This window comes from Sphingomonas sp. (assembly GCF_023266535.1).
Classification (GTDB): Bacteria; Pseudomonadota; Alphaproteobacteria; order Sphingomonadales; family Sphingomonadaceae; genus Sphingomicrobium.
Map to the genome: position 1 here is coordinate 1 of NZ_JAHFPY010000021.1, position 18,123 is coordinate 18,123.

Sequence of the window (18,123 nt, forward strand, 5' to 3'; positions counted from 1 at the left end):
GCGGCCAGCCGGTCGCGGAGCATGTTGCCGTCGGTGGCTGAGTCTCCTCGGGCCATGGCCAGCCCCCTGCCATGATTCAGTCCGCGGGGAAAGTCATCTGTTCTATAAATGTTCGCTATGGTGGACGAACAGCGCCCTAATCGCCGCGAGTCGCCCCAGGCTGCCACAGCACGTCGCCACCCTCTGCCGCGGCCAAATGCCGCGCAGCGACAAACAGATGATCGGACAATCGGTTCAAATAGGCGAGCGCATGGGTGTTGACCGGTTCGGCCTCGTTGAGCGCGACTGCGGCCCGCTCCGCGCGGCGGACGACGCAGCGCGCCTGGTGGATCAGCGCGACGCCCATCGAGCCACCGGGGAGGATGAAGCTGGTCAGCGGAGCCAGCGCCTCGTTCATCGCGTCAATTTCTTCTTCGAGCCGCGTCACCTGCCGCTCGACGATGCGAAGGGCGCCTTCGACCCCGTCGGGCGTGGCGAGATCGGCGCCAAGATCGAACAGCTCGTTCTGGATGGCGCGCAGCTGGCTGACGGTCATGCCGGGCTGCAGTGCGGCGATGGCCACGCCGATCACGCTATTGGCCTCGTCGACTTCGCCGATCGCGGCCATTCGGGCGGAGGATTTGGAGACGCGGCTGCCGTCGACCAGCCCGGCGCTGCCGCCGTCGCCGGTGCGCGTGTAGATTTTGTTGAGCTTGACCAGGAGCCTAACCCTGACTGCGGGCGAGCCACAGGATCAGGACGACGATCAGGATCGCGATGGCCTGATACATCACCCGCTTCTGCATATAGCCCTGCTGGACCTCGCCGGTGACGTCCTTGCCCTGGGCCATGGCAATGACGCCGCGAACAAGGACATAGGCGACCGCCGCCATGGCGATCACGAGCAGGATGGTGAGAGGTATGTTCATGGCGGGCTATCTAGGCTCCGGACAGGCGGAATCCTAGGGGAAGTTGGCCTTCCAGCAACTGGGCAGCGAGGGCCGGTCCATCGACGCCGCTTTCGCGCATCGCCGCCAGCGTCGGGGCGAGATCGCGCTTGGCCAGCCGGCGCCCGTTCTCGTGCGTGACCAGCGGATGGTGGAGATAGTTGGGCTCGGGCAGATCGAGCAGGATCTGGAGCAGGCGCTGGGTCGGGGTCGACGGGCGCAGATCCTCACCGCGCACCACCAGATTCACGCCCGAGGCGGCGTCGTCGACCACGCAGGCGAGGTGATAGGAGGAGGGCGCGTCCTTCCGCGCCAGGATCGCATCGCCGAAATCGCTCGGCTTGCTGTGGAATCGGTTGCCGTCTTCTTCGATCCAGCTCGGCAGGCCGGCGATCCGCTGCGCCTTGCCGCTGTCCAGCCGCCAGCAGTGCGGCAACGCCGCGCGGCGTTCGGGATCGTCGGGAAGCGGGCGGCAGGTGCCTGGATAATGGGTTCCGGCATCGCCGTGCGGCGCAGTCAGCGACTGGGCAATCTCGGCCCGGGTGCAGAAACAGGCATAGACCAACCCTTCGGCCCTCAGCCGGTCCAGGGCTTGGCTGTAAAGGTGGGTCCGCTCCGACTGGACGATCGGCGCGCCGTCGATGGTCAGCCCAAGCCAGCCGAGATCCTCGAAGATGCCGCCGACAAATTCGGGGCGGCAGCGGCCGGGGTCAAGATCCTCGATCCTGAGGCGGAATTTGCCCCCGCTGGCCCGCGCATGGGCATGGCCGATCACCGCCGAAAAGGCATGGCCAAGGTGCAGGCGGCCCGACGGCGAGGGGGCGAAACGTGTGACCTTCAGGACTCACTCCTTTGAAAAGCCGACAAATCCGGTACTTGACGGTGATTCGCCACTTGTGGTGTCATGCCACCGTCACCTCGGGTTGGCATCCGGGGTCGCAGACGGAAAGACGGGCTTAGGCTGCCGGTCTCCCGCCAAGGTTCCGCAGGCCTGGCAAGCCGCGGAATGGTGCGACTAGGCCGGAGGCGCGGCGTTCTTGGCCATAGGAACGCTGGAGAATGTTGCGCCGTGTACCATCCTGACCTCCTCCGCCATCCGGACTCTTGCCCGGCGTTGGTGCTGAACGCCGACTACACGCCGCTCAGCTACTATCCCCTGTCGCTATGGCCGTGGCAGACCGCGATCAAGGCGATGTTCCTCGAGCGGGTCGACGTCGTCGCCCATTATGACCGGGAAGTGCACAGCCCGTCGGCGTCCTTGAAGCTGCCGTCGGTGATTGCGCTGCGCCAATATGTCCGGCCCAACGAATATCCGGCCTTCACCCGGTTCAACCTGTTCCTGCGCGACCGCTTCCGCTGCGTCTATTGCGGGTCGCACCGCGAGCTGACCTTCGATCATGTCGTGCCGCGGGCCCAGGGCGGTCGGACCAATTGGGAGAATGTCGCCACCGCCTGCGCCCCGTGCAACCTCAAGAAGGGCGGCCGCACACCGCGCCAGGCCGGCATGCATATCGAGCGCGAGCCGATCCGGCCGACCAGCTGGCAGCTGCAGGACCATGGCAAGAGCTTTCCGCCCAATTACCTGCACCAGAGCTGGTGCGACTATCTCTACTGGGACGTCGAGCTGGAAGCCTAAGAAGCCGTTAACCATTTCCGTTTAGCAATGGCGGCATGCAAATCGACCCGGCTCCGCTGTCCATCCATAGCGAAGGCGCCGCGCGCCTGCTGATCATCGAGCCCAACCGCAGCGCGCTGTCGGTGCTGGCCAAGCGGCTGGGCGAGGCCGGCTACCGGATCATCGGCTGCGAGAATGCCCAGAACGCCACTGCCGAAATGCTGCGCCTGCCGGTCGACCTGGTGCTGGCAGAACTCAGGATGGACCACGTCAGCGGGGTCGAACTGACCCGCCTGATCCGCGACGATACGGTGCTGAAGGACACGCCGGTCATCCTCATCACCGGGCGAACCGATAGCGGCGGCGCGGTCGAGGGGTTCCTCGCCGGGGCCGACGATGTTGTCGCCAAGCCGTTCCATTTCGAAGTGCTGACGGCGCGCATCGCCCGGCGCATCAATCGCGCCCGGTCGGTCAAGGAATTGCGCATCGACAATGCGACGCTCGACGCCCGCGTCATCACCCGCGCGATCGAGTTAGGCGAAACCCGCGCCGCGCTCCAGCAGAGCGAGGCCGAACGCCTCCGGCTGCAACAGCTCGTCAGCCGCGACTAGCGAGAAATTCCTCAATCCTGGGGCGCAGGTCCGCCCGGTCCAGCGCAAGCGCGAGGTTGGCCAGCACAAAGCCGGCCTTGTCCCCGCAATCGTGCCGCACCGCATCGACCTTGAGCGCATGGAAGGGCTGCTTGCCGATCAGCTGGGCCATGCCGTCGGTCAGCTGGATCTCGCCGCCGGCGCCGCGTTCGCCCTTGCCCAAAATATCCATCAATTCGGGCTGGAGGATGTAGCGTCCGACGACGCCGAGCCGCGACGGCGCATCCTCCGGCTTCGGCTTTTCGACCAGGCCGAACACTTCGGTCGCCGTGCCCCTGGTCTCGCCGGGCGTGATGATGCCGTAGCTGCTGGTCTTGTCGGCCGCGACCTCCTGCGCGCAAATGATGTTGCCGCCCATTTCGGCATAGGCGTCGACCATTTGCTTTAGCGCACCCGGCTGGCCGACCATCAGATCGTCGGGCAGCAGCACGGCGAAGGGCTCGTCGCCGACGATGTCGCGCGCGCACCACACGGCATGGCCGAGGCCGAGCGGCTGTTGCTGCCGGACCGAGACGATTTCGCCGTTCCTGACCTTGGTGGGCGCCAGTGGCTCAAGGCTCTTGCCGGCCTTTTCCATGGTCGCTTCAAGCTCGAAGCTGACGTCGAAATAATCGACCAAAGTCGATTTGCCGCGGCCGGTGACGAAGATCATCTGCTCGATACCGGCTTCGCGGGCCTCGTCGACCGCATATTGGATCAGCGGCCGGTCGACGATCGTCAGCATTTCCTTGGGCATGGTCTTGGTGGCGGGGAGCAGGCGCGTGCCCAGCCCGGCGACCGGGAAGACCGCCTTGCGGATTGGCTTGATCAATGCGGGACTTCCTGATTGTCGGGGCCGGTGGTGTTTGGCGTCGAGGCGTCGCCATCGGCCGGCGGCAGGTCGAAGCGGTCGGCGGTGCGGACGTCGCCGCGCTTGTTGAGTTCGTCGACCCGATTGGGCGCGGCCTGGGGCGGCAGGACCAGCAGCTGATCGGCGTCAAGCGGGGCGGCGGCCAGCGCGGGCTTCTGCGGCAGGCTCTTGCCGGCCTGCGGCTCGAGGTCGGCGGTCCGGCCGCAACCGACCAGCGCGAGGGTCATCAGGGCAATATGGAAACGCTTGGTCATTGTCCCTCTCGAGCGGCAATTTCGGCACGCGCCGCGGCGATCGCTTCTCGTACCCGTTCCGGCGCGGTCCCGCCAGCCGAACGGCGCGAAGCGACCGACGCCTCGACCGACAGGCGGGGCAGGGCGCCCTCGCCGATGCGAGGATCGATTGCCCGAAGTTCTTCGAGGCTCAATTCGTCGAGCGCCTTGCCGGCTGCCTCGGCCGTGGCCACGGCACTGCCGGCGATATGATGGGCTTCGCGGAATGGGACATCGGCTTCACTGACCAGCCAGTCGGCCAGATCGGTGGCGGTGGCATGGCCGGCGGCCGCGGCGGCGCGCATCCGCTCGGGCACGAACTCCAGGTCGGATATCATGCCCGCCATGGCGGCCAGGCTCAGCTCCAGCAGGTCATGTGCGTCGAACAAAGGCGGCTTGTCGTCCTGCAGATCCTTGGCATAGGCCAAGGGCAGGCCTTTCAGCAGCACCAGTAGGGCAACCAGGTCGCCGACGATCCGCGCACTATGGCCACGGACCAACTCGGCCGCGTCGGGATTTCGCTTGTTGGGCATGATCGACGAGCCGGTTGACCAGGCGTCGGGCAATTTGACGAAGCCGAACGGCTGCGACGCCCACATGACGATCTCTTCGGCCAGCCGCGACAAATGGACCGAGCAAAGCGCGGCGGCATGGAGATAATCGGCGACGAAGTCGCGGTCGCTGACCGCGTCGATGCTGTTGGCGGTGGGCTTGTCGAAACCAAGCGCCGCCGCGGTCTGGTCGCGGTCGATCGGGAAGCCGGTGCCGGCCAGCGCTGCGCTGCCCAGCGGTGACTGGTTCAGCCTTGCCCGGGCATCGGCAAAGCGGCTGCGGTCCCGCACCAGCATTTCGCGATAGGCCAGCAGATGATGGCCGAGCGTCACCGGCTGGCCCGACTGGAGGTGGGTAAAGCCGGGCATGACGTCGGCTGCATGCTGCTCGGCGCGGGTCAGCAGCACGGACTCGAGCGGGTCGATTCCGCGGATCGCCTCGTCGATCGAGCGGCGGACGAACAATTTGAAGTCGGTGGCGACCTGGTCGTTGCGCGAGCGGGCGGTGTGAAGCCGGCCGGCGGCATCGCCGATCAGCTCGCTGAGCCGATGCTCGACATGCATATGAATGTCTTCGAGGGCCGGATCCTCATCGAGCCGGCCGGCCTCGATCTCCGCCGCGATTTGCAGCAGTCCCTCGTCGATCGCTGCCGCATCCGCGTCCGACAAGATGCCCTGCCGACCCAGCATGGCGGCATGGGCGCGGCTGGCGGCGATGTCCTCGCGCCACAATCGCTTGTCGACGGCGATCGAGGCATTTATCTCGCGCATCACCTCGGCCGGGCCGCCACCAAAGCGCCCGCCCCACATTTGATTGGAGTCGCCCGTGCGGCTGATTGTCACTCTCCTGCTGGCCGCTTCGGCCATTATGATTGCCGGTTGCGATAGGCAAAAGGCCGATGCGCCTCAAGCGCCAGCGGCGGAAAGCCAGGAAGCCAAGGGCGTCGACCGCAGCCACAAGGGCGAGCCGGCGCCGACCGTCAAGTTCAAGAATCCCGACGGCGGAGACTTCGACCTGGCCAAGTTCAAGGGCTCGCCGGTGCTGGTCAACCTATGGGCGAGCTGGTGCGCCCCGTGCATCAAGGAACTGCCGACCTTGCAGCAGCTGGAGCAGGCGCAGGCCGACGAAGGCAAGCTCGGGGTCATCGCGGTTAGCCAGGACATGGCGCCGCAAGGCTCGGTCGAGGCGTTCCTCGGCGAGCGCGACATCGGCCGCTTCGCCGCCTATCACGACGCCGACATGAAGCTGAGCTCGGCGCTCGGTATCCAGATCATGCCGACCACCATCCTCTACGATGCCGAGGGCAAGGAAGTGTGGCGCTATGTCGGTGACCTCGACTGGACCGGCGAGGAAGCCAAAAAGCTGCTCAGCGAGTTGCCGACACCGCCCAGTAAAGCCTGAAGCGCCTGAGCAGCCGCCCGTCGATCGCGGCAAGGCCCAGGGCGATGAGGCCCAGTCCGGCAAAGTCGCGCGGCTCGATCACTTCGTGCAGCACCAGCGAGCCGAGGAAGATCGCGACCGGCGGAACCAGCAGCGTCACCAGCAGCGCGTTGGTCGCGCCGGCCCGGTCGATCAGACGGAAATAGAGGATATAAGCGAAGGCGCTGCACACCACAGCCAGGGCCACAATCGCTCCGATCGCCTTCAATGAAGGCATCGCATCAAGCCACGGCCGGTCGATCAGCAGGGCAACCGGCGTCATCATCAGCGCGCCGGCGGTGAGCTGCCCGGTCGTCACCGAAATCGGCGAGATGCCCATGGCGCGGAAGCGGCGCGCCCACACGCCGGCGAAGGCGTAGCATAGCGCCGCCGCGACGCAGGCCAGCTGGGCAAGCAAATTGGTGCCGAGCGAGCCGAGCAGCGCCGGGCCGATCATGAGGGTGACCCCGGCAAAGCCGAGCGCGACCCCGGCGAACTTGCGGGGGGTGAGTTTCTCGTCCTGGGTGAACAGATGCGCGACTACGACGCCCCAGATCGGCGTCGTCGCATTGAGGATGGCGGCGAGGCCGCTGGCAATGTGCGTCTGGCCCCAGCCGAACAGGACGAACGGGATCGCATTGTTGAACAGTGCCAGCACCAAAATGGCGCTCCAGACCGGCCGCGGCAGGCCGGCCGATTCGCCGCGCCACCACAGGAACAGCCACATGGCGGCGGCGGCCAGGGACAGGCGCAGCCAGACATAGGTCAGGGGCGCCACTTCCTGCACCGCGATGCGGATGAACAGGAAGGCCGCGCCCCAGATCAAGGCCATCGCGACCAGGGTCAGCCAGTCGGATCGGTTCATCATCGTCCGGATCACCGGCGGGTCATAGGTTGCCGCCGGCACGCCCGCGTCCCGCCGGTTGCGGTCAAACAGATCTTCGCTCAGCGTGGCCATGGGCAAACTCCTAATGCCTTATGGCATTTAGGGAATTCTGCCTCTGCGGCCCAACCAAAGCAGGCCGACTCGCTATTAGGAGACCTTATTGCTCAGTCGCGCAACAGCTCGTTGATGCTGGTTTTGGAGCGCGTCCGCTCGTCGACCCGCTTGACGATCACCGCGCAGGCCAATGAGGGGCCGCCCTTGTCGCTCGGCAGGCTGCCGGGGACGACGACGGAGTAAGCGGGGACGCGGCCGTACATCACCTCGCCGCTGGCGCGGTCGACGATCTTGGTCGAGGCGCCGAGGAACACGCCCATCGACAGCACCGCGCCCTCCTCGACGATGACTCCTTCGGCCACTTCGGAACGAGCGCCGATGAAGCAATTGTCCTCAAGGATCACCGGTCCGGCCTGGAGCGGTTCGAGCACCCCGCCGATGCCGGCGCCCCCCGAGATATGGACGTTCTTGCCGATCTGGGCGCAGCTGCCGACCGTCGCCCAGGTGTCGACCATGGTTCCTTCGCCGACGCGCGCGCCGATGTTGACGAAGCTCGGCATCAGCACCGCACCCGGCGCGACGTAGGCGCCGCGGCGGACGATCGCGCCCGGAACCGCGCGGAAGCCGGCCTTGGCGAATTGGTCAGGGCCCCAGCCGAGGAATTTCGACGGCACCTTGTCCCACCAGGGCGCGCCGCCCGGGCCGCCGTCGATGGCTTCCATCGGGTTCAGGCGGAAGGACAGCAGCACTGCCTTCTTGAGCCACTGGTTGACCCGCCACGCGCCATCGACCTTCTCGGCGACGCGCTCCTCGCCGCTGTCGAGGGCGAGGATCGCGGTTTCCACGGCCTGCTTCAGCGCCCCGTCGCCGGGATCAATGGCGTCGCGGTTGTCCCAGGCGGCTTCAATGGTCGCCTTGAGGTCGGTCGTCATTCGATGTCTCCAAGCATGTCCTCAAGCCATTCGCCGACGTCGGTGATGGTGAGATCGATATAATCCGGGTGATGGCCGTGATTGCCGCGTTCCGAGCCATTGTCGACCCAAATGGTCGTCATCCCCAGCATTTTCGCGGGCTTCAGATTCTGGGCCATGTCCTCGACCATCGCCGCGCGGGCCGGATCGACCCCGAACCGGTCGAGCAGCAGCCGGTAGCCATGGTCATCGGGCTTTGGGCGGAGCTCGGCGGCGTGGATGTCGTGCAGTTCGGCGAAATGCTCGCCGATGCCGAGCGCTTCGAGCACGCGCCGCGCATAGGCTTCGTCGGCATTGGTGTAGACGATCTTGCGGCCGGGCAGGCGGCCGAGATTGCGGGCCAGCCGCTCATCGCGGGCGACGCGGTCGAGCGGGATGGCATGGACGTCGTCTAGGAACTCGTGCGGATCGACCTGATGCTCGCGCATCAGCCCGGCCAGCGTCGTTCCATGTTCGTGGAAATGCGCCTTCTGGACGCGCTTGGCCTCGACCGGATCGACGCCGAGCAGGCGTTCGATATAGGCACCCATCCGCTGGTCGATCAGCTCGAACAGGCCGGTCGAAGCCGGGTAGAGGCAATTGTCGAGGTCGAAAATCCAGTCGCCAATGTGACCGAATAGATGCACGAAACGGGATTTCATTAGCTGGGCCTCTAAACCGGCTTGACGGCTTCAGCAAAATGAAAGCTTTTATTAACCACAAAGACTTACGAGAAAGCCGTTAAGTTCCAACGGTTTGGCGGGGAGTTGTCGATGAGTAACCGGTATTTGGCGTCGACCGCCTGTGCGCTGATGCTGGCCCTTTCGGCGTGCGGCGGAGACGGTGGTGGTGGCGGCATCGGGTCGACCCCGACCCCGACACCAACTCCGACACCCACCCCAACTCCTACACCCACGCCCACTCCGACTCCAACGCCCGGCGGCACTTTTGACACCGCCGAATATCAACGCTCCAATGGTGCGGTCAGCTCCGGCGCAATCCATGCCTGGGAGAGCGGCGCGACCGGCCAAGGCGTCAAGATCGGCTTTATCGACAGCGGCATCAATCCGACGCTGGCCGAATTCACCGGCCGCATCGACCCGGCCAGCCAGGACGTTGCTGGCAATCGCCCGCTGGGCGACGACGACGGGCATGGAACGGCCGTCGCAGCGACGGCCGCCGCCGCCCGCAACGACCTCCAGAATGTTGGCGTAGCCTTCAACGCGACGATTGTATCGCTTCGTGCCGACAATCCGGGCAGCTGCGCGATGGCCAATGGCTGCGAGTTTTTCGATGGTGCAATCGCCCAGGGCATCGACGCGGCCCGGATCGCGGGAGCGAAAGTGATCAACCTGTCATTGGGCGGCGAGGCACCCGGCGCCTTCCTGCTGCAGGCCATGCAGCGCGCCGTCGATGCCGGCATCATCCTCGTGATTTCGGCTGGAAATGACGGCGCAGATCCTGTGCTAGGGCAAAATGCCGATCCGTTTGCACTGGTCCCGGCGCAGAATTTCCCTGGCCAGGTGATCATTGCCGGGTCGATCGGCGTGCCATCCGGCGCAGGCACCGACCTTAACCAGCTGTCGACATTCTCCAACAAGGCGGGGGCCGGTCAGGCCTGGTATCTGACCGCGCTCGGCTATCGGGTCCGGACAATCGACAATAACGGCATCGGCTCGCTTTATTCGGGCACGAGCTTCTCCGCGCCGATCATCGCCGCCGCGATCGCGCTGATCGCGCAAGCCTTCCCCAACATGACCGGAGCTCAGATCGTCGACCTGCTGTTCACCACCGCTGACGACCTGGGTGCGGCAGGCGACGACCCCGTCTATGGCCAGGGCCGGCTCAACCTGCAGCGCGCCTTCCAGCCGGTCGGAACCACCAGCCTTGCCGGCACCAGCGTGCAGGTCACGGCGGCTTCCTCGTCGGGCGGCTTGCCGGAAGCGGCTGGAGACGGCGGCGCCAAGAGGACGCTGGGTGCGGTCATTCTCGATGGCTATGACCGCGCCTTCGCCATCGACCTGGCCAAGGGCCTTCGCCAGGCCGACACGCGACAGCCGCTGCAGCGCGCGCTGACCGGCAGCATCCGCGGTTCAGCGGTTCAGGCCGGCGCGGTGTCGATCGCGATGAGCGTGGCCGAGCGCCCGCGGTCGGCCGGCATCATCGACGTCGACCGGCTGGGAATCGGCCCGGACGATGCCCGGCAGTCGCGGCTGATTGCCGGATCGGCGATTGCGCGGCTGGACAGCAAGACGAGAGCAGCGTTCGGCTTCTCGCAGGGGGCCAAGGCGATCGAGCGGCAACTGACCGAAGCCCAGGCCGGCGCCTTCCTGATCGCCCGCGACATCAGCGGTGATCCCGGCTTCGAGGCCCGGCGCGGCTCCAGCCTGGCTATTCGCCGTGGCCTTGGCTTTGCCGGTGTCACCGTCGCGGCCGAGCAGGGCGAGGCATGGCAGCGGCGGCAAGGGTTCGAGCCCGACCGACCCTATAGTTGGGCCAGCATGTCCCTCGACCGGCGCTTCGGTACCAACAGCTGGGCCTCGTTCGGGATCAGCCGCCTCAGTGAGCAGAATAGCCTGCTCGGCGGCCGTCTAGGCGATGTCTTCGGCGGTGGCGGGTCGAGTAGCCTGTTCCTCGACTTCGAGGCGCGGCAGAGCTTCGGCGGCGGCTGGGCAGCGACGGTCATGGCACGGCGCGGCTGGACCGACTTCGCCGGCGGCAAGTTCCAGACCGGGGCCTATGCGTTCGACCTCAGCAAATATGGCTTGCTGGGGAGCAGGGACCGGCTGGGCTTGCGCATCGCGCAGCCGCTCAGGGTCGAGCAGGGCGGGATCGCGATGATGCTGCCGACGAGCTATGATTATGCCACCAAGAGCGAGACGGTGACGCTCGAACGATTGAGTTTCACGCCATCGGGCCGCGAGATCGATGCCGAGCTGGGCTACTCGACCGCGCTCGGCCGCGGCTGGCTAGGAGCCAATTTCTATGCGCGGCGCCAGCCGGGTCACATTGCCTCGGCGGATCCCGACCTGGGCGGAGCGATCCGCTACAGCCTCGGCTTCTAGGAAGAGCGCCGCCCGATCCCCGGGATCAGCATGCCTACCCGGGCGCGATACTCTTCATATTCGCGGCCGAAATAGCTGATGAGGTCCTTCTCCTCATAGCTGATGGCGATCAGCATATAGACCGACATGCCGACACTGAGCAGCAAATGGCCATAGCTCATGTGCGGCGTCGACCAGAAGGCGAGGAAGAAGCCGGCATAGAGCGGATGGCGAACCCATTTGTAGAACAGCGGCTGGCGGAACACATGCGGCGCTGCCTCGCGGCCCTGCAAGTGCAGCCAGGCCTGCTGCAGACCGAACAGCTCGAAATGATTGATGAGGAAAGTGCTCAAAAGCACGATGCCCCATCCTGCCAGGAACAACGCCCACAGGATCGTCTGCACCGTCGGGTTGGCGACATCCCATACGACCCCCTCGATTGGCCGCCAGAAGCTGAACAGGATGATCAGCGCCAGGCTGGCGAACAGTACGTAGACGCTGCGCTCGATCGGTTGCGGCACGGTCCGCGTCCAGGCCCGCTTGAAGCCCTGCCGCGCCATCACGCTATGCTGCACCCCGAAGAGGGAGATCAGCACGATGTCGGTGATGACCGCGTTTGCGACCGACACGGTTGGCCCGCCATGATCCACGGTCAGCGGCAGGCCGGCGAGATTGCCGACGAAGCCGATCAGGTAAAGGAAGGTCGCGAAGAAGACCGCGTAAATGACAACCGATATGGCCAGGAACAATGCACGCATGGCTCTCCCCCTTGCTGCAGTTCAGGGGGACGGCCTTAGCACCGATTGGCGCGCGGGTTTAGTTCAGATTGTGAAGCTCTCGCCGCAGCCGCAGCTGCCCTTGGCATTGGGGTTCTCGAACACGAAGCCGGCGGCGAAATCATCCTCGCGCCAGTCCATGATGCTGCCGATCAGGTAGAGGATCGAGGCGCCGTCGACGTAGAAAATGCCGCCCGGCGTTTCGATCTTCTCGTCGAACTTGTCCTCCTGGGTCACATAATCGACCGAGTAGGCGAGGCCGGAGCAGCCGCGGCGCGGGGTCGACAACTTGACGCCGATCGCGCCCTCGGGCGCCTTGGCCATCAGCTCGGCAATGCGCGCTTCGGCCGCCGTGGTCAGGATGATCGCGGCCGGACGGGCGCGGACTTTGGTCGGCTTGTTCATTTACAACATTCCCAATTCGAGCCGGGCTTCGTCGCTCATCTTCGAAGGATCCCAGGGCGGGTCCCACACCAGCTTGACCTCGGCGTCGCGGATCCCGGGGACCGACAGCACGCGCAGCTCGACCTCGCCCGGCATGGACTCGGCGACTGGGCAGTGCGGCGTGGTCAGCGTCATGGTGACGACCGCATCGCCATCCTCGCTGATCGCCACGTCATAGATCAGGCCGAGCTCGTAGATATCGACTGGGATTTCGGGGTCGTAGATCGACTTCAGCGCTTCGATGACCGCTTCCTGCAGCGCGCCGCCGGGGCCGCCCTGTTCGGGCGCGGGCTTCTCCTGGCTAAGGAAGCCGGCGAGATAGTCGCGCTTCCGCCCAAAGGTTTCAGCGGCCGTTTCCGGCGTGACGCGGGCGCGCGGCGGGGTGCCGACGCCGTCGACCTCCTCCACCTCGATCTTTTTCTCTTCGCCCATCGTCATCCGAAAATCCGCTTCACTTTGTACAGGCCCTCGACCAGCGCCGCGATGTCGCTTGCGTCGCTATGCGCGGCGAAGCTGGCGCGGGCGGTGGCCGGGACGCCGAGATAGTCCATCAACGGCTGGGCACAATGGTGGCCGGCGCGAACCGCGACGCCATTGTCGTCGAGGATGGTGCCGATATCGTGGGGGTGGACCCCGTCCAGCGCGAAGCTGACGATCCCGGCGCTGTCCTCCGGCCCGAACAGGGTCACGCCGGGAACGGCGCGCAGCGCGGCGCGGGCCTCGGTAACCAGCGCGCTTTCATGGGCATGCAGCGCGTCGAGGCCGATGTTGCGCGTCCAGTCGATCGCGGCGTGGAAGCCGATCGCGCCGGTGATGTGCGGGGTCCCCGCCTCGAACCGCGACGGCGCGGGGAGGTAGGTCGTCTTCTCGAATGTCACCCGGTCGATCATCGCCCCGCCGCCCTGCCATGGCGGCATCGCGTCGAGCAGTTCCGGCCGCGCCCACAGCGCGCCGATCCCGGTCGGGCCGTAAACCTTGTGGGCGGAAAAGACGTAGAAATCGGCGCCGATGCTGGCGACGTCGACCGGCAGGCGCGGCGCGGCCTGGCAACCGTCGAGCAACAGCTTCGCGCCGACCTTGTGGGCTATGTCGGCGGCGCGCCTGGCGTCGAGGATCGAGCCGAGCACGTTGGACACATGGGCGAAAGCGACGATTGCGTGCTCTTCGCTCGCCAGGCGCTCGGCGGCATCGAGGTCGATCCGTCCGTCCTCGGTCAGCGGGACAACGTCGATCTCGTAACCCGCGAGCTGCCACGGCACGATATTGCTGTGATGCTCAAGCTGGCTCAGCAGCACGCGCCTGCGGGTCTCGTTGCGGTAGGTCCGGGCGACCAGATTGATCGCCTCGGTCGCGCCGCGGGTGAAGACCACCTCATGCTCTTCGCCGCCGATCAGCGATGCGGTCGCGGCGCGGGCGGCTTCGAAGCTCGCGGTCATTGCCGCCGAGCGTTCGTAGACCCCGCGGTGGACGGTCGCATAGTCATGGCCGTAGGCGCGGGTGATTGCGTCGATCACCGCCTGCGGCTTTTGTGCGGTGGCGGCACTGTCGAGATAGTGCCAGCCGGGCGGGATCGCCGGGAACTGGTCGCGGACCGCGAGGGTGCTGTTCAAAGGCGTTTGGATATTCATGCGGCCACCTTGTGCAGCGCCTCTCGCGCCAAATCGGCGATCCCCTGATCATCCCCTTCGATCTCGTCCCACAATCCGGCGACAAAGCCCTCGAGCAGCAGCGCCCGCGCCGCCGCCGGATCGAGCCCGCGTGCGGCGGCGTAGAACAGCTGGTTCCTGTCCAGCTCGCCGACCGTCGCGCCATGGGCGCATTTCACATCGTCGGCGAATATCTCCAGCTCGGGCTTGGCGTTGGCGGTGGCGCCGCGGTCGAGTAGCATCGCTTTGACCGATTGCTCGGCGTCGGTCTGTTGGCCTTCGCGCGCCACTTCGATGCGCCCAAGGAAGCTGCCGGTCGCCTTGTCGCCCAGAACGCTGCGGATCGTCTGGCGCGATTTCGCGCCGGGCGCGACATGCTTCAGCGTGGTGACGATCTCGAGCGTCGAATTGCCGCCGCCGATGTTCGCGCCGTAGAATGCGAAATCCGCGCCTTCGTGCAGCGTCACGTCAATTTCGTAGCGGCCGTAACGTGCAGCATTGTTGAGCGCAAAAATGCGCGCGACCGCGCCCGCCTCGATCACAACTTCGACGCGGCGGATGTCGATCTCATCGCCGTTCGGCAGCCAGATTTGCTGCAGTCTTTGCTGCGCAGCAATTTCAACCCGTTGAGGCTGCGCAAGGCCGTCCCAAACATCGCGCAACGCATCGATGTCGGCGTAGCGATAAGCCTCCAGCTTGCGGGTCGGGAGCGCGGTCATGCCGCCGCCTCCGCATAGCCTTCGCGCTCCAGCTCATGCGCTAGTTCCGGGCCGCCCGAACGGACGATCTTTCCGCGTGACAGGACGTGCACCGCATCCGGCGTCACATAGTCGAGCAGGCGCTGGTAATGGGTGATCAGCAGCACCGATTTTTGCGGATCGCGCATGATCGAATTGATGCCCGCGCCGACTGCTTTGAGCGCGTCGATGTCGAGCCCGCTGTCGGTCTCGTCGAGGATGGCGAGGCGGGGGTCCATGATCCCCATCTGCACCATCTCGGCGCGCTTCTTCTCGCCGCCCGAAAAGCCGACATTGACCGGGCGCTTGAGCATCTCGGCATCCATGCCGAGCAACTTCGCCTTGTCCTTGGCCAGGCGGATGAATTCGGCGCCGGAGAGCTCCTTTTTGCCGCGCGACCGGCGTTGCGAGTTGAGGCTTTCGCGCAGGAACTGGAGGTAGGAGACGCCGGGAATTTCGACCGGATATTGGAAGCCGAGGAACATGCCGGCCGCGGCGCGCTCGTGCGGCTCCATGGCAAACAGGTCACGGCCGTCGAACGTCACCGATCCCTGCGTCACTTCATAGCCGGGACGCCCGCCGAGCACATAGGCAAGCGTCGACTTGCCCGCGCCGTTGGGCCCCATGATCGCGTGGATCTCGCCGGTCGGAACGGTCAAGGTCAGGCCGTTGAGGATCGGCTTGTCGGCGACGGTCGCGTGGAGGTTTTCAATCCTGAGCATCAGAAGCCCTTCAGTATCCACGAGGTGACGTCGGCGCCGGCGTCGCGGTCTTCCGCGATCCGCAGATAGTCGGGCGAGTTGAGAAAGGTGTGGGCAGCGTCCTCGCTGTCGAACCGCATCACGACGATCTTTTCGACGTCCGAACGGGGGCCGGACATTTGCAGGGGTTCTTCGGCGGCCGCCAGCACCGCGCCGCCGCTGCCCTGGAAGACGGCCGGGAACGCCGCGGCATAAAGGTCGTACCTTTCCTTGTCCTTGAACCGGATCGTGGCGACGACGAGGGCGCGGGACATCAGCCGATACTCCCTTTCAAAATGGGCTTGCCGGCCACGGTCGCGTGTAGGTTTTCAATCTTAAGCATCGTTCTTCTTGATCACCAGTTCGTGGGATTGGTCGTCCACTGGTTCGCCGTTGATCCTGGGGCGCTCATCAAGCGGCTTTGCTTGATGTGGATGCCCGACAGCTGCGTCGCCACCGCCAGCATCACCACCGTGAACGAAGGCATCGCCGCCACTGCAATCACCGCCGCCGTCTCCGCCCATCATCCCACGCTCCCCTCAAGGCTGATGCCGAGCAGCTTCTGCGCCTCGACCGCGAACTCCATCGGCAGTTGCTTCAGTACCTCGCGGGCGAAGCCGTTGACGATCAACGCCACCGCGCTTTCCGTGTCGAGCCCGCGCATCTGGGCGTAGAACAGCTGGTCCTCGCTGATCTTCGAGGTGGTCGCCTCATGCTCGATGGTCGCGGTCGGGTTCCTGACCTCGATGTAGGGCACGGTGTGTGCGCCGCATTCGCTGCCCAGCAGCAATGAATCGCACTGCGTAAAGTTGCGGACATTCTCCGCGCCAGGAAGCACCCGCACCAGCCCGCGATAGGTGTTGTTCGACCTGCCGGCGCTGATGCCCTTGGAGACGATGGTCGAGCGCGATCCCGCGCCGATGTGGATCATCTTGGTGCCGGTGTCGGCCTGCTGGTAATTGTTGGTCAGCGCGACCGAATAAAATTCGCCGACGCTGTCTTCGCCCTTCAAGATGCAGCTCGGATACTTCCAGGTGATCGCGCTGCCGGTCTCGACCTGGGTCCAGCTGACCTTGGAGCGTGCCCCGGCGCACAGCGCCCGCTTGGTGACGAAGTTGAAGATGCCGCCCTTGCCCTCGGCGTCGCCCGGATACCAGTTCTGGACGGTCGAGTATTTCACCTCGGCGTCCTCATGGGCGTAGATTTCGACCACCGCGGCGTGGAGCTGGTTCTCGTCGCGCATCGGCGCGGTGCAGCCCTCGAGGTAGCTGACGTAGGCGCCCTTCTCGGCTACGATCAGGGTGCGCTCGAACTGGCCGGTGTTCTCGGCATTGATCCGAAAATAGGTCGAAAGCTCCATCGGGCAGCGCACGCCCTCTGGCACCAGCACGAAGGTACCGTCGGAAAAGACCGCGCTGTTGAGGCACGCGAAATAATTGTCGCGCTGCGGCACCACGCTGCCAAGGTACTTCTTCACCAGCTCCGGATATTCGCGGATCGCCTCGCTGATCGACAGGAAGATGACGCCCGCGGCCTTCAATTCCTCGCGGAAGGTTGTCGCGACCGAGACGCTGTCGAACACCGCGTCGACCGCGACCTTGCGCGCGCCCTCGACCCCGGCGAGCACCTTCTGCTCCTCGATCGGGATGCCGAGCTTCTCATAGGTGCGGCGGATCTCCGGATCGAGCTCGTCCAATGACGCCAGCTTGGGCCGCTGCTTGGGCTCGGCATAATAATAGGCGTCCTGGTAATCGATCTCGGGGATGGTGAGCTTGGCCCAGTCGACCTCCTCCATCTCCAGCCAGGCGCGGAAGCCCTTGAGGCGCCATTCGAGCATCCACTCGGGTTCGCCCTTCTTGGCCGAGATGAAGCGGACCGTGTCTTCGTTGAGGCCCTTGGGCGCGAAGGTCTGCTCGACGTCGGAAACGAAGCCCCACTCATAATCCTTGGCGAGGGCTTCCCGCGCTTCGCGGTTGGTGACCTGCTCGTTCATGGTCGTTCCCCGGCGAAGGCCGGGGTCCAGCCCGGCGCCGAAGGCGCCGCGTTGCGGCGCGTCTGGGCCCCTGCCTTCGCAGGGGAACTAAGCTGTGCCAGCGAAACAGCACTTAGCGATGTGCGGATGGCGTCGCCGACGATGCTCATGTGCGGCTTGACCTTGCAGTGCGCATCGAGCGCGCACTCATGGTTCACGCCGTCCGCACACATCGTCAGCACGATCGGCCCTTCGACCGCCTCGACGATGTCGGCCAGGCTGATCTCATTGGCCGGCCGCGCCAGCGCATAGCCGCCGCCGGCGCCGCGTTGCCCGACCAGCAGGCCATGCGCCGCCAGTTTCTGCATCAGCTTCTGCGCGGTCGGCAGGGGAACGCCGGTTTCTTCGGAGAGGTCGGTCGCCGACAGCCGGGCGCAGGGTTCGCGGCGCGCGGCGGCGGGCATCATTACGACCGCATAGTCGGCAAGATGGGTGAGTCGCATATCTAATTCGGAGCTTTCCAGTCCGATTTAGGTGATTGAGTGGCATTTTACAACGTCATTGCCTCTCCGCTCCCGCAATGACACAGC

The 18,123-nt window shown here is 65.5% G+C and carries 23 protein-coding genes; 4 read left to right on the forward strand and 19 right to left on the reverse strand.

Annotation, left to right across the window (positions count from 1 at the left end; all coding sequences use genetic code 11):
• Positions 1 to 136: 136 nt before the first annotated feature.
• From Q0C64_RS04785 to gluQRS, 3 genes are read right to left on the reverse strand one after another with little or no spacing between them, the layout of a single operon-like run.
• Positions 137 to 700 carry a cob(I)yrinic acid a,c-diamide adenosyltransferase gene (locus Q0C64_RS04785; protein ID WP_294121233.1) on the reverse strand — a complete coding sequence of 188 codons (564 nt, stop codon included), beginning with the start codon at positions 698 to 700 and terminating at the stop codon, positions 137 to 139.
• A gap of 4 nt (positions 701 to 704) precedes the next feature.
• Positions 705 to 908 carry a twin transmembrane helix small protein gene (locus Q0C64_RS04790; protein WP_294121188.1) on the reverse strand — a complete coding sequence of 68 codons (204 nt, stop codon included), beginning with the start codon at positions 906 to 908 and terminating at the stop codon, positions 705 to 707.
• 10 nt (positions 909 to 918) lie between these two features.
• A complete protein-coding gene (gluQRS, locus tag Q0C64_RS04795; RefSeq protein WP_294121235.1) occupies positions 919 to 1,767 on the reverse strand; it encodes a tRNA glutamyl-Q(34) synthetase GluQRS in 849 nt (282 codons plus the stop codon).
• Positions 1,768 to 1,995: 228 nt separating this feature from the next.
• Between gluQRS and Q0C64_RS04800 the strand changes: the two genes are divergently transcribed.
• Entirely contained in the window at positions 1,996 to 2,562 is a 567-nt protein-coding gene (locus Q0C64_RS04800) for an HNH endonuclease (protein WP_294121189.1), read from the forward strand.
• A gap of 35 nt (positions 2,563 to 2,597) precedes the next feature.
• Entirely contained in the window at positions 2,598 to 3,152 is a 555-nt protein-coding gene (locus tag Q0C64_RS04805; protein ID WP_294121191.1) for a response regulator, read from the forward strand.
• On the opposite strand, the gene Q0C64_RS04810 is transcribed toward Q0C64_RS04805, so the two are convergent.
• From Q0C64_RS04810 to argH, 3 genes are read right to left on the reverse strand one after another with little or no spacing between them, the layout of a single operon-like run.
• Positions 3,139 to 3,999 carry a UTP--glucose-1-phosphate uridylyltransferase gene (locus Q0C64_RS04810; protein WP_294121237.1) on the reverse strand — a complete coding sequence of 287 codons (861 nt, stop codon included), beginning with the start codon at positions 3,997 to 3,999 and terminating at the stop codon, positions 3,139 to 3,141. The two genes, Q0C64_RS04805 and Q0C64_RS04810, sit on opposite strands and share 14 nt — an antisense overlap.
• Positions 3,999 to 4,295, reverse strand: coding sequence for a hypothetical protein (locus tag Q0C64_RS04815; protein WP_294121192.1), 297 nt, complete (start codon positions 4,293 to 4,295; stop codon positions 3,999 to 4,001). Before Q0C64_RS04815 ends, Q0C64_RS04810 begins: the two co-directional genes overlap by 1 nt.
• Positions 4,292 to 5,674 carry an argininosuccinate lyase gene (gene argH, locus Q0C64_RS04820; protein WP_294121238.1) on the reverse strand — a complete coding sequence of 461 codons (1,383 nt, stop codon included), beginning with the start codon at positions 5,672 to 5,674 and terminating at the stop codon, positions 4,292 to 4,294. The genes Q0C64_RS04815 and argH overlap by 4 nt, the downstream gene beginning before the upstream one ends.
• Positions 5,675 to 5,690: 16 nt before the next feature.
• On the opposite strand from argH, the gene Q0C64_RS04825 reads away from it, so the two are divergent.
• Positions 5,691 to 6,266 (forward strand): TlpA disulfide reductase family protein, encoded by a 576-nt coding sequence (locus Q0C64_RS04825; RefSeq protein WP_294121193.1) that lies wholly within the window; start codon positions 5,691 to 5,693, stop codon positions 6,264 to 6,266.
• On the opposite strand, the gene Q0C64_RS04830 is transcribed toward Q0C64_RS04825, so the two are convergent.
• The 3 genes from Q0C64_RS04830 to Q0C64_RS04840 form a co-directional block, all read right to left on the reverse strand.
• Positions 6,232 to 7,242 carry an EamA family transporter gene (locus Q0C64_RS04830; RefSeq protein ID WP_294121194.1) on the reverse strand — a complete coding sequence of 337 codons (1,011 nt, stop codon included), beginning with the start codon at positions 7,240 to 7,242 and terminating at the stop codon, positions 6,232 to 6,234. The two genes, Q0C64_RS04825 and Q0C64_RS04830, sit on opposite strands and share 35 nt — an antisense overlap.
• Before the next feature lie 92 nt (positions 7,243 to 7,334).
• Positions 7,335 to 8,156: a 2,3,4,5-tetrahydropyridine-2,6-dicarboxylate N-succinyltransferase gene (dapD, locus tag Q0C64_RS04835; protein ID WP_294121195.1), complete on the reverse strand. Its 822-nt coding sequence runs from the start codon at positions 8,154 to 8,156 to the stop codon at positions 7,335 to 7,337.
• Positions 8,153 to 8,836 (reverse strand): pyrimidine 5'-nucleotidase, encoded by a 684-nt coding sequence (locus Q0C64_RS04840; RefSeq protein WP_294121196.1) that lies wholly within the window; start codon positions 8,834 to 8,836, stop codon positions 8,153 to 8,155. The genes dapD and Q0C64_RS04840 overlap by 4 nt, the downstream gene beginning before the upstream one ends.
• A 111-nt stretch (positions 8,837 to 8,947) precedes the next feature.
• Here Q0C64_RS04840 and Q0C64_RS04845 point away from each other — a divergent pair, with 111 nt between their 5' ends.
• The gene (locus Q0C64_RS04845) at positions 8,948 to 11,239 is read left to right on the forward strand and encodes a S8 family peptidase (RefSeq protein ID WP_294121198.1); all 2,292 of its coding nucleotides are present in this window, start codon (positions 8,948 to 8,950) and stop codon (positions 11,237 to 11,239) included.
• Here Q0C64_RS04845 and mddA read toward each other — a convergent pair.
• The 10 genes from mddA to Q0C64_RS04895 all read right to left on the reverse strand — a co-directional run bounded on the left by mddA (position 11,236) and on the right by Q0C64_RS04895 (position 18,036).
• On the reverse strand, positions 11,236 to 11,976 hold the full coding sequence (gene mddA, locus Q0C64_RS04850; protein WP_294121199.1) for a methanethiol S-methyltransferase: 741 nt from the start codon (positions 11,974 to 11,976) through the stop codon (positions 11,236 to 11,238). The genes Q0C64_RS04845 and mddA overlap by 4 nt on opposite strands.
• Before the next feature lie 63 nt (positions 11,977 to 12,039).
• A complete protein-coding gene (locus Q0C64_RS04855) occupies positions 12,040 to 12,399 on the reverse strand; it encodes an iron-sulfur cluster assembly accessory protein (RefSeq protein ID WP_294121200.1) in 360 nt (119 codons plus the stop codon).
• Positions 12,400 to 12,870 carry an SUF system Fe-S cluster assembly protein gene (locus Q0C64_RS04860; protein ID WP_294121239.1) on the reverse strand — a complete coding sequence of 157 codons (471 nt, stop codon included), beginning with the start codon at positions 12,868 to 12,870 and terminating at the stop codon, positions 12,400 to 12,402.
• Positions 12,871 to 12,872: 2 nt separating this feature from the next.
• Positions 12,873 to 14,066, reverse strand: coding sequence for a cysteine desulfurase (locus Q0C64_RS04865; RefSeq protein WP_294121201.1), 1,194 nt, complete (start codon positions 14,064 to 14,066; stop codon positions 12,873 to 12,875).
• Entirely contained in the window at positions 14,063 to 14,803 is a 741-nt protein-coding gene (locus tag Q0C64_RS04870; RefSeq protein ID WP_294121202.1) for a SufD family Fe-S cluster assembly protein, read from the reverse strand. The genes Q0C64_RS04865 and Q0C64_RS04870 overlap by 4 nt, the downstream gene beginning before the upstream one ends.
• On the reverse strand, positions 14,800 to 15,543 hold the full coding sequence (gene sufC, locus Q0C64_RS04875; protein WP_294121203.1) for a Fe-S cluster assembly ATPase SufC: 744 nt from the start codon (positions 15,541 to 15,543) through the stop codon (positions 14,800 to 14,802). The genes Q0C64_RS04870 and sufC overlap by 4 nt, the downstream gene beginning before the upstream one ends.
• Positions 15,543 to 15,836: a DUF1330 domain-containing protein gene (locus Q0C64_RS04880; protein WP_294121204.1), complete on the reverse strand. Its 294-nt coding sequence runs from the start codon at positions 15,834 to 15,836 to the stop codon at positions 15,543 to 15,545. The genes sufC and Q0C64_RS04880 overlap by 1 nt, the downstream gene beginning before the upstream one ends.
• A 60-nt stretch (positions 15,837 to 15,896) precedes the next feature.
• Positions 15,897 to 16,088 (reverse strand): hypothetical protein, encoded by a 192-nt coding sequence (locus Q0C64_RS04885; RefSeq protein ID WP_294121205.1) that lies wholly within the window; start codon positions 16,086 to 16,088, stop codon positions 15,897 to 15,899.
• Positions 16,085 to 17,554: a Fe-S cluster assembly protein SufB gene (sufB, locus tag Q0C64_RS04890; protein WP_294121208.1), complete on the reverse strand. Its 1,470-nt coding sequence runs from the start codon at positions 17,552 to 17,554 to the stop codon at positions 16,085 to 16,087. The genes Q0C64_RS04885 and sufB overlap by 4 nt, the downstream gene beginning before the upstream one ends.
• Complete coding sequence (locus Q0C64_RS04895) at positions 17,551 to 18,036, reverse strand: Rrf2 family transcriptional regulator (RefSeq protein ID WP_294121210.1); 486 nt, start codon at positions 18,034 to 18,036, stop codon at positions 17,551 to 17,553. The genes sufB and Q0C64_RS04895 overlap by 4 nt, the downstream gene beginning before the upstream one ends.
• Positions 18,037 to 18,123 lie beyond the last annotated feature (87 nt).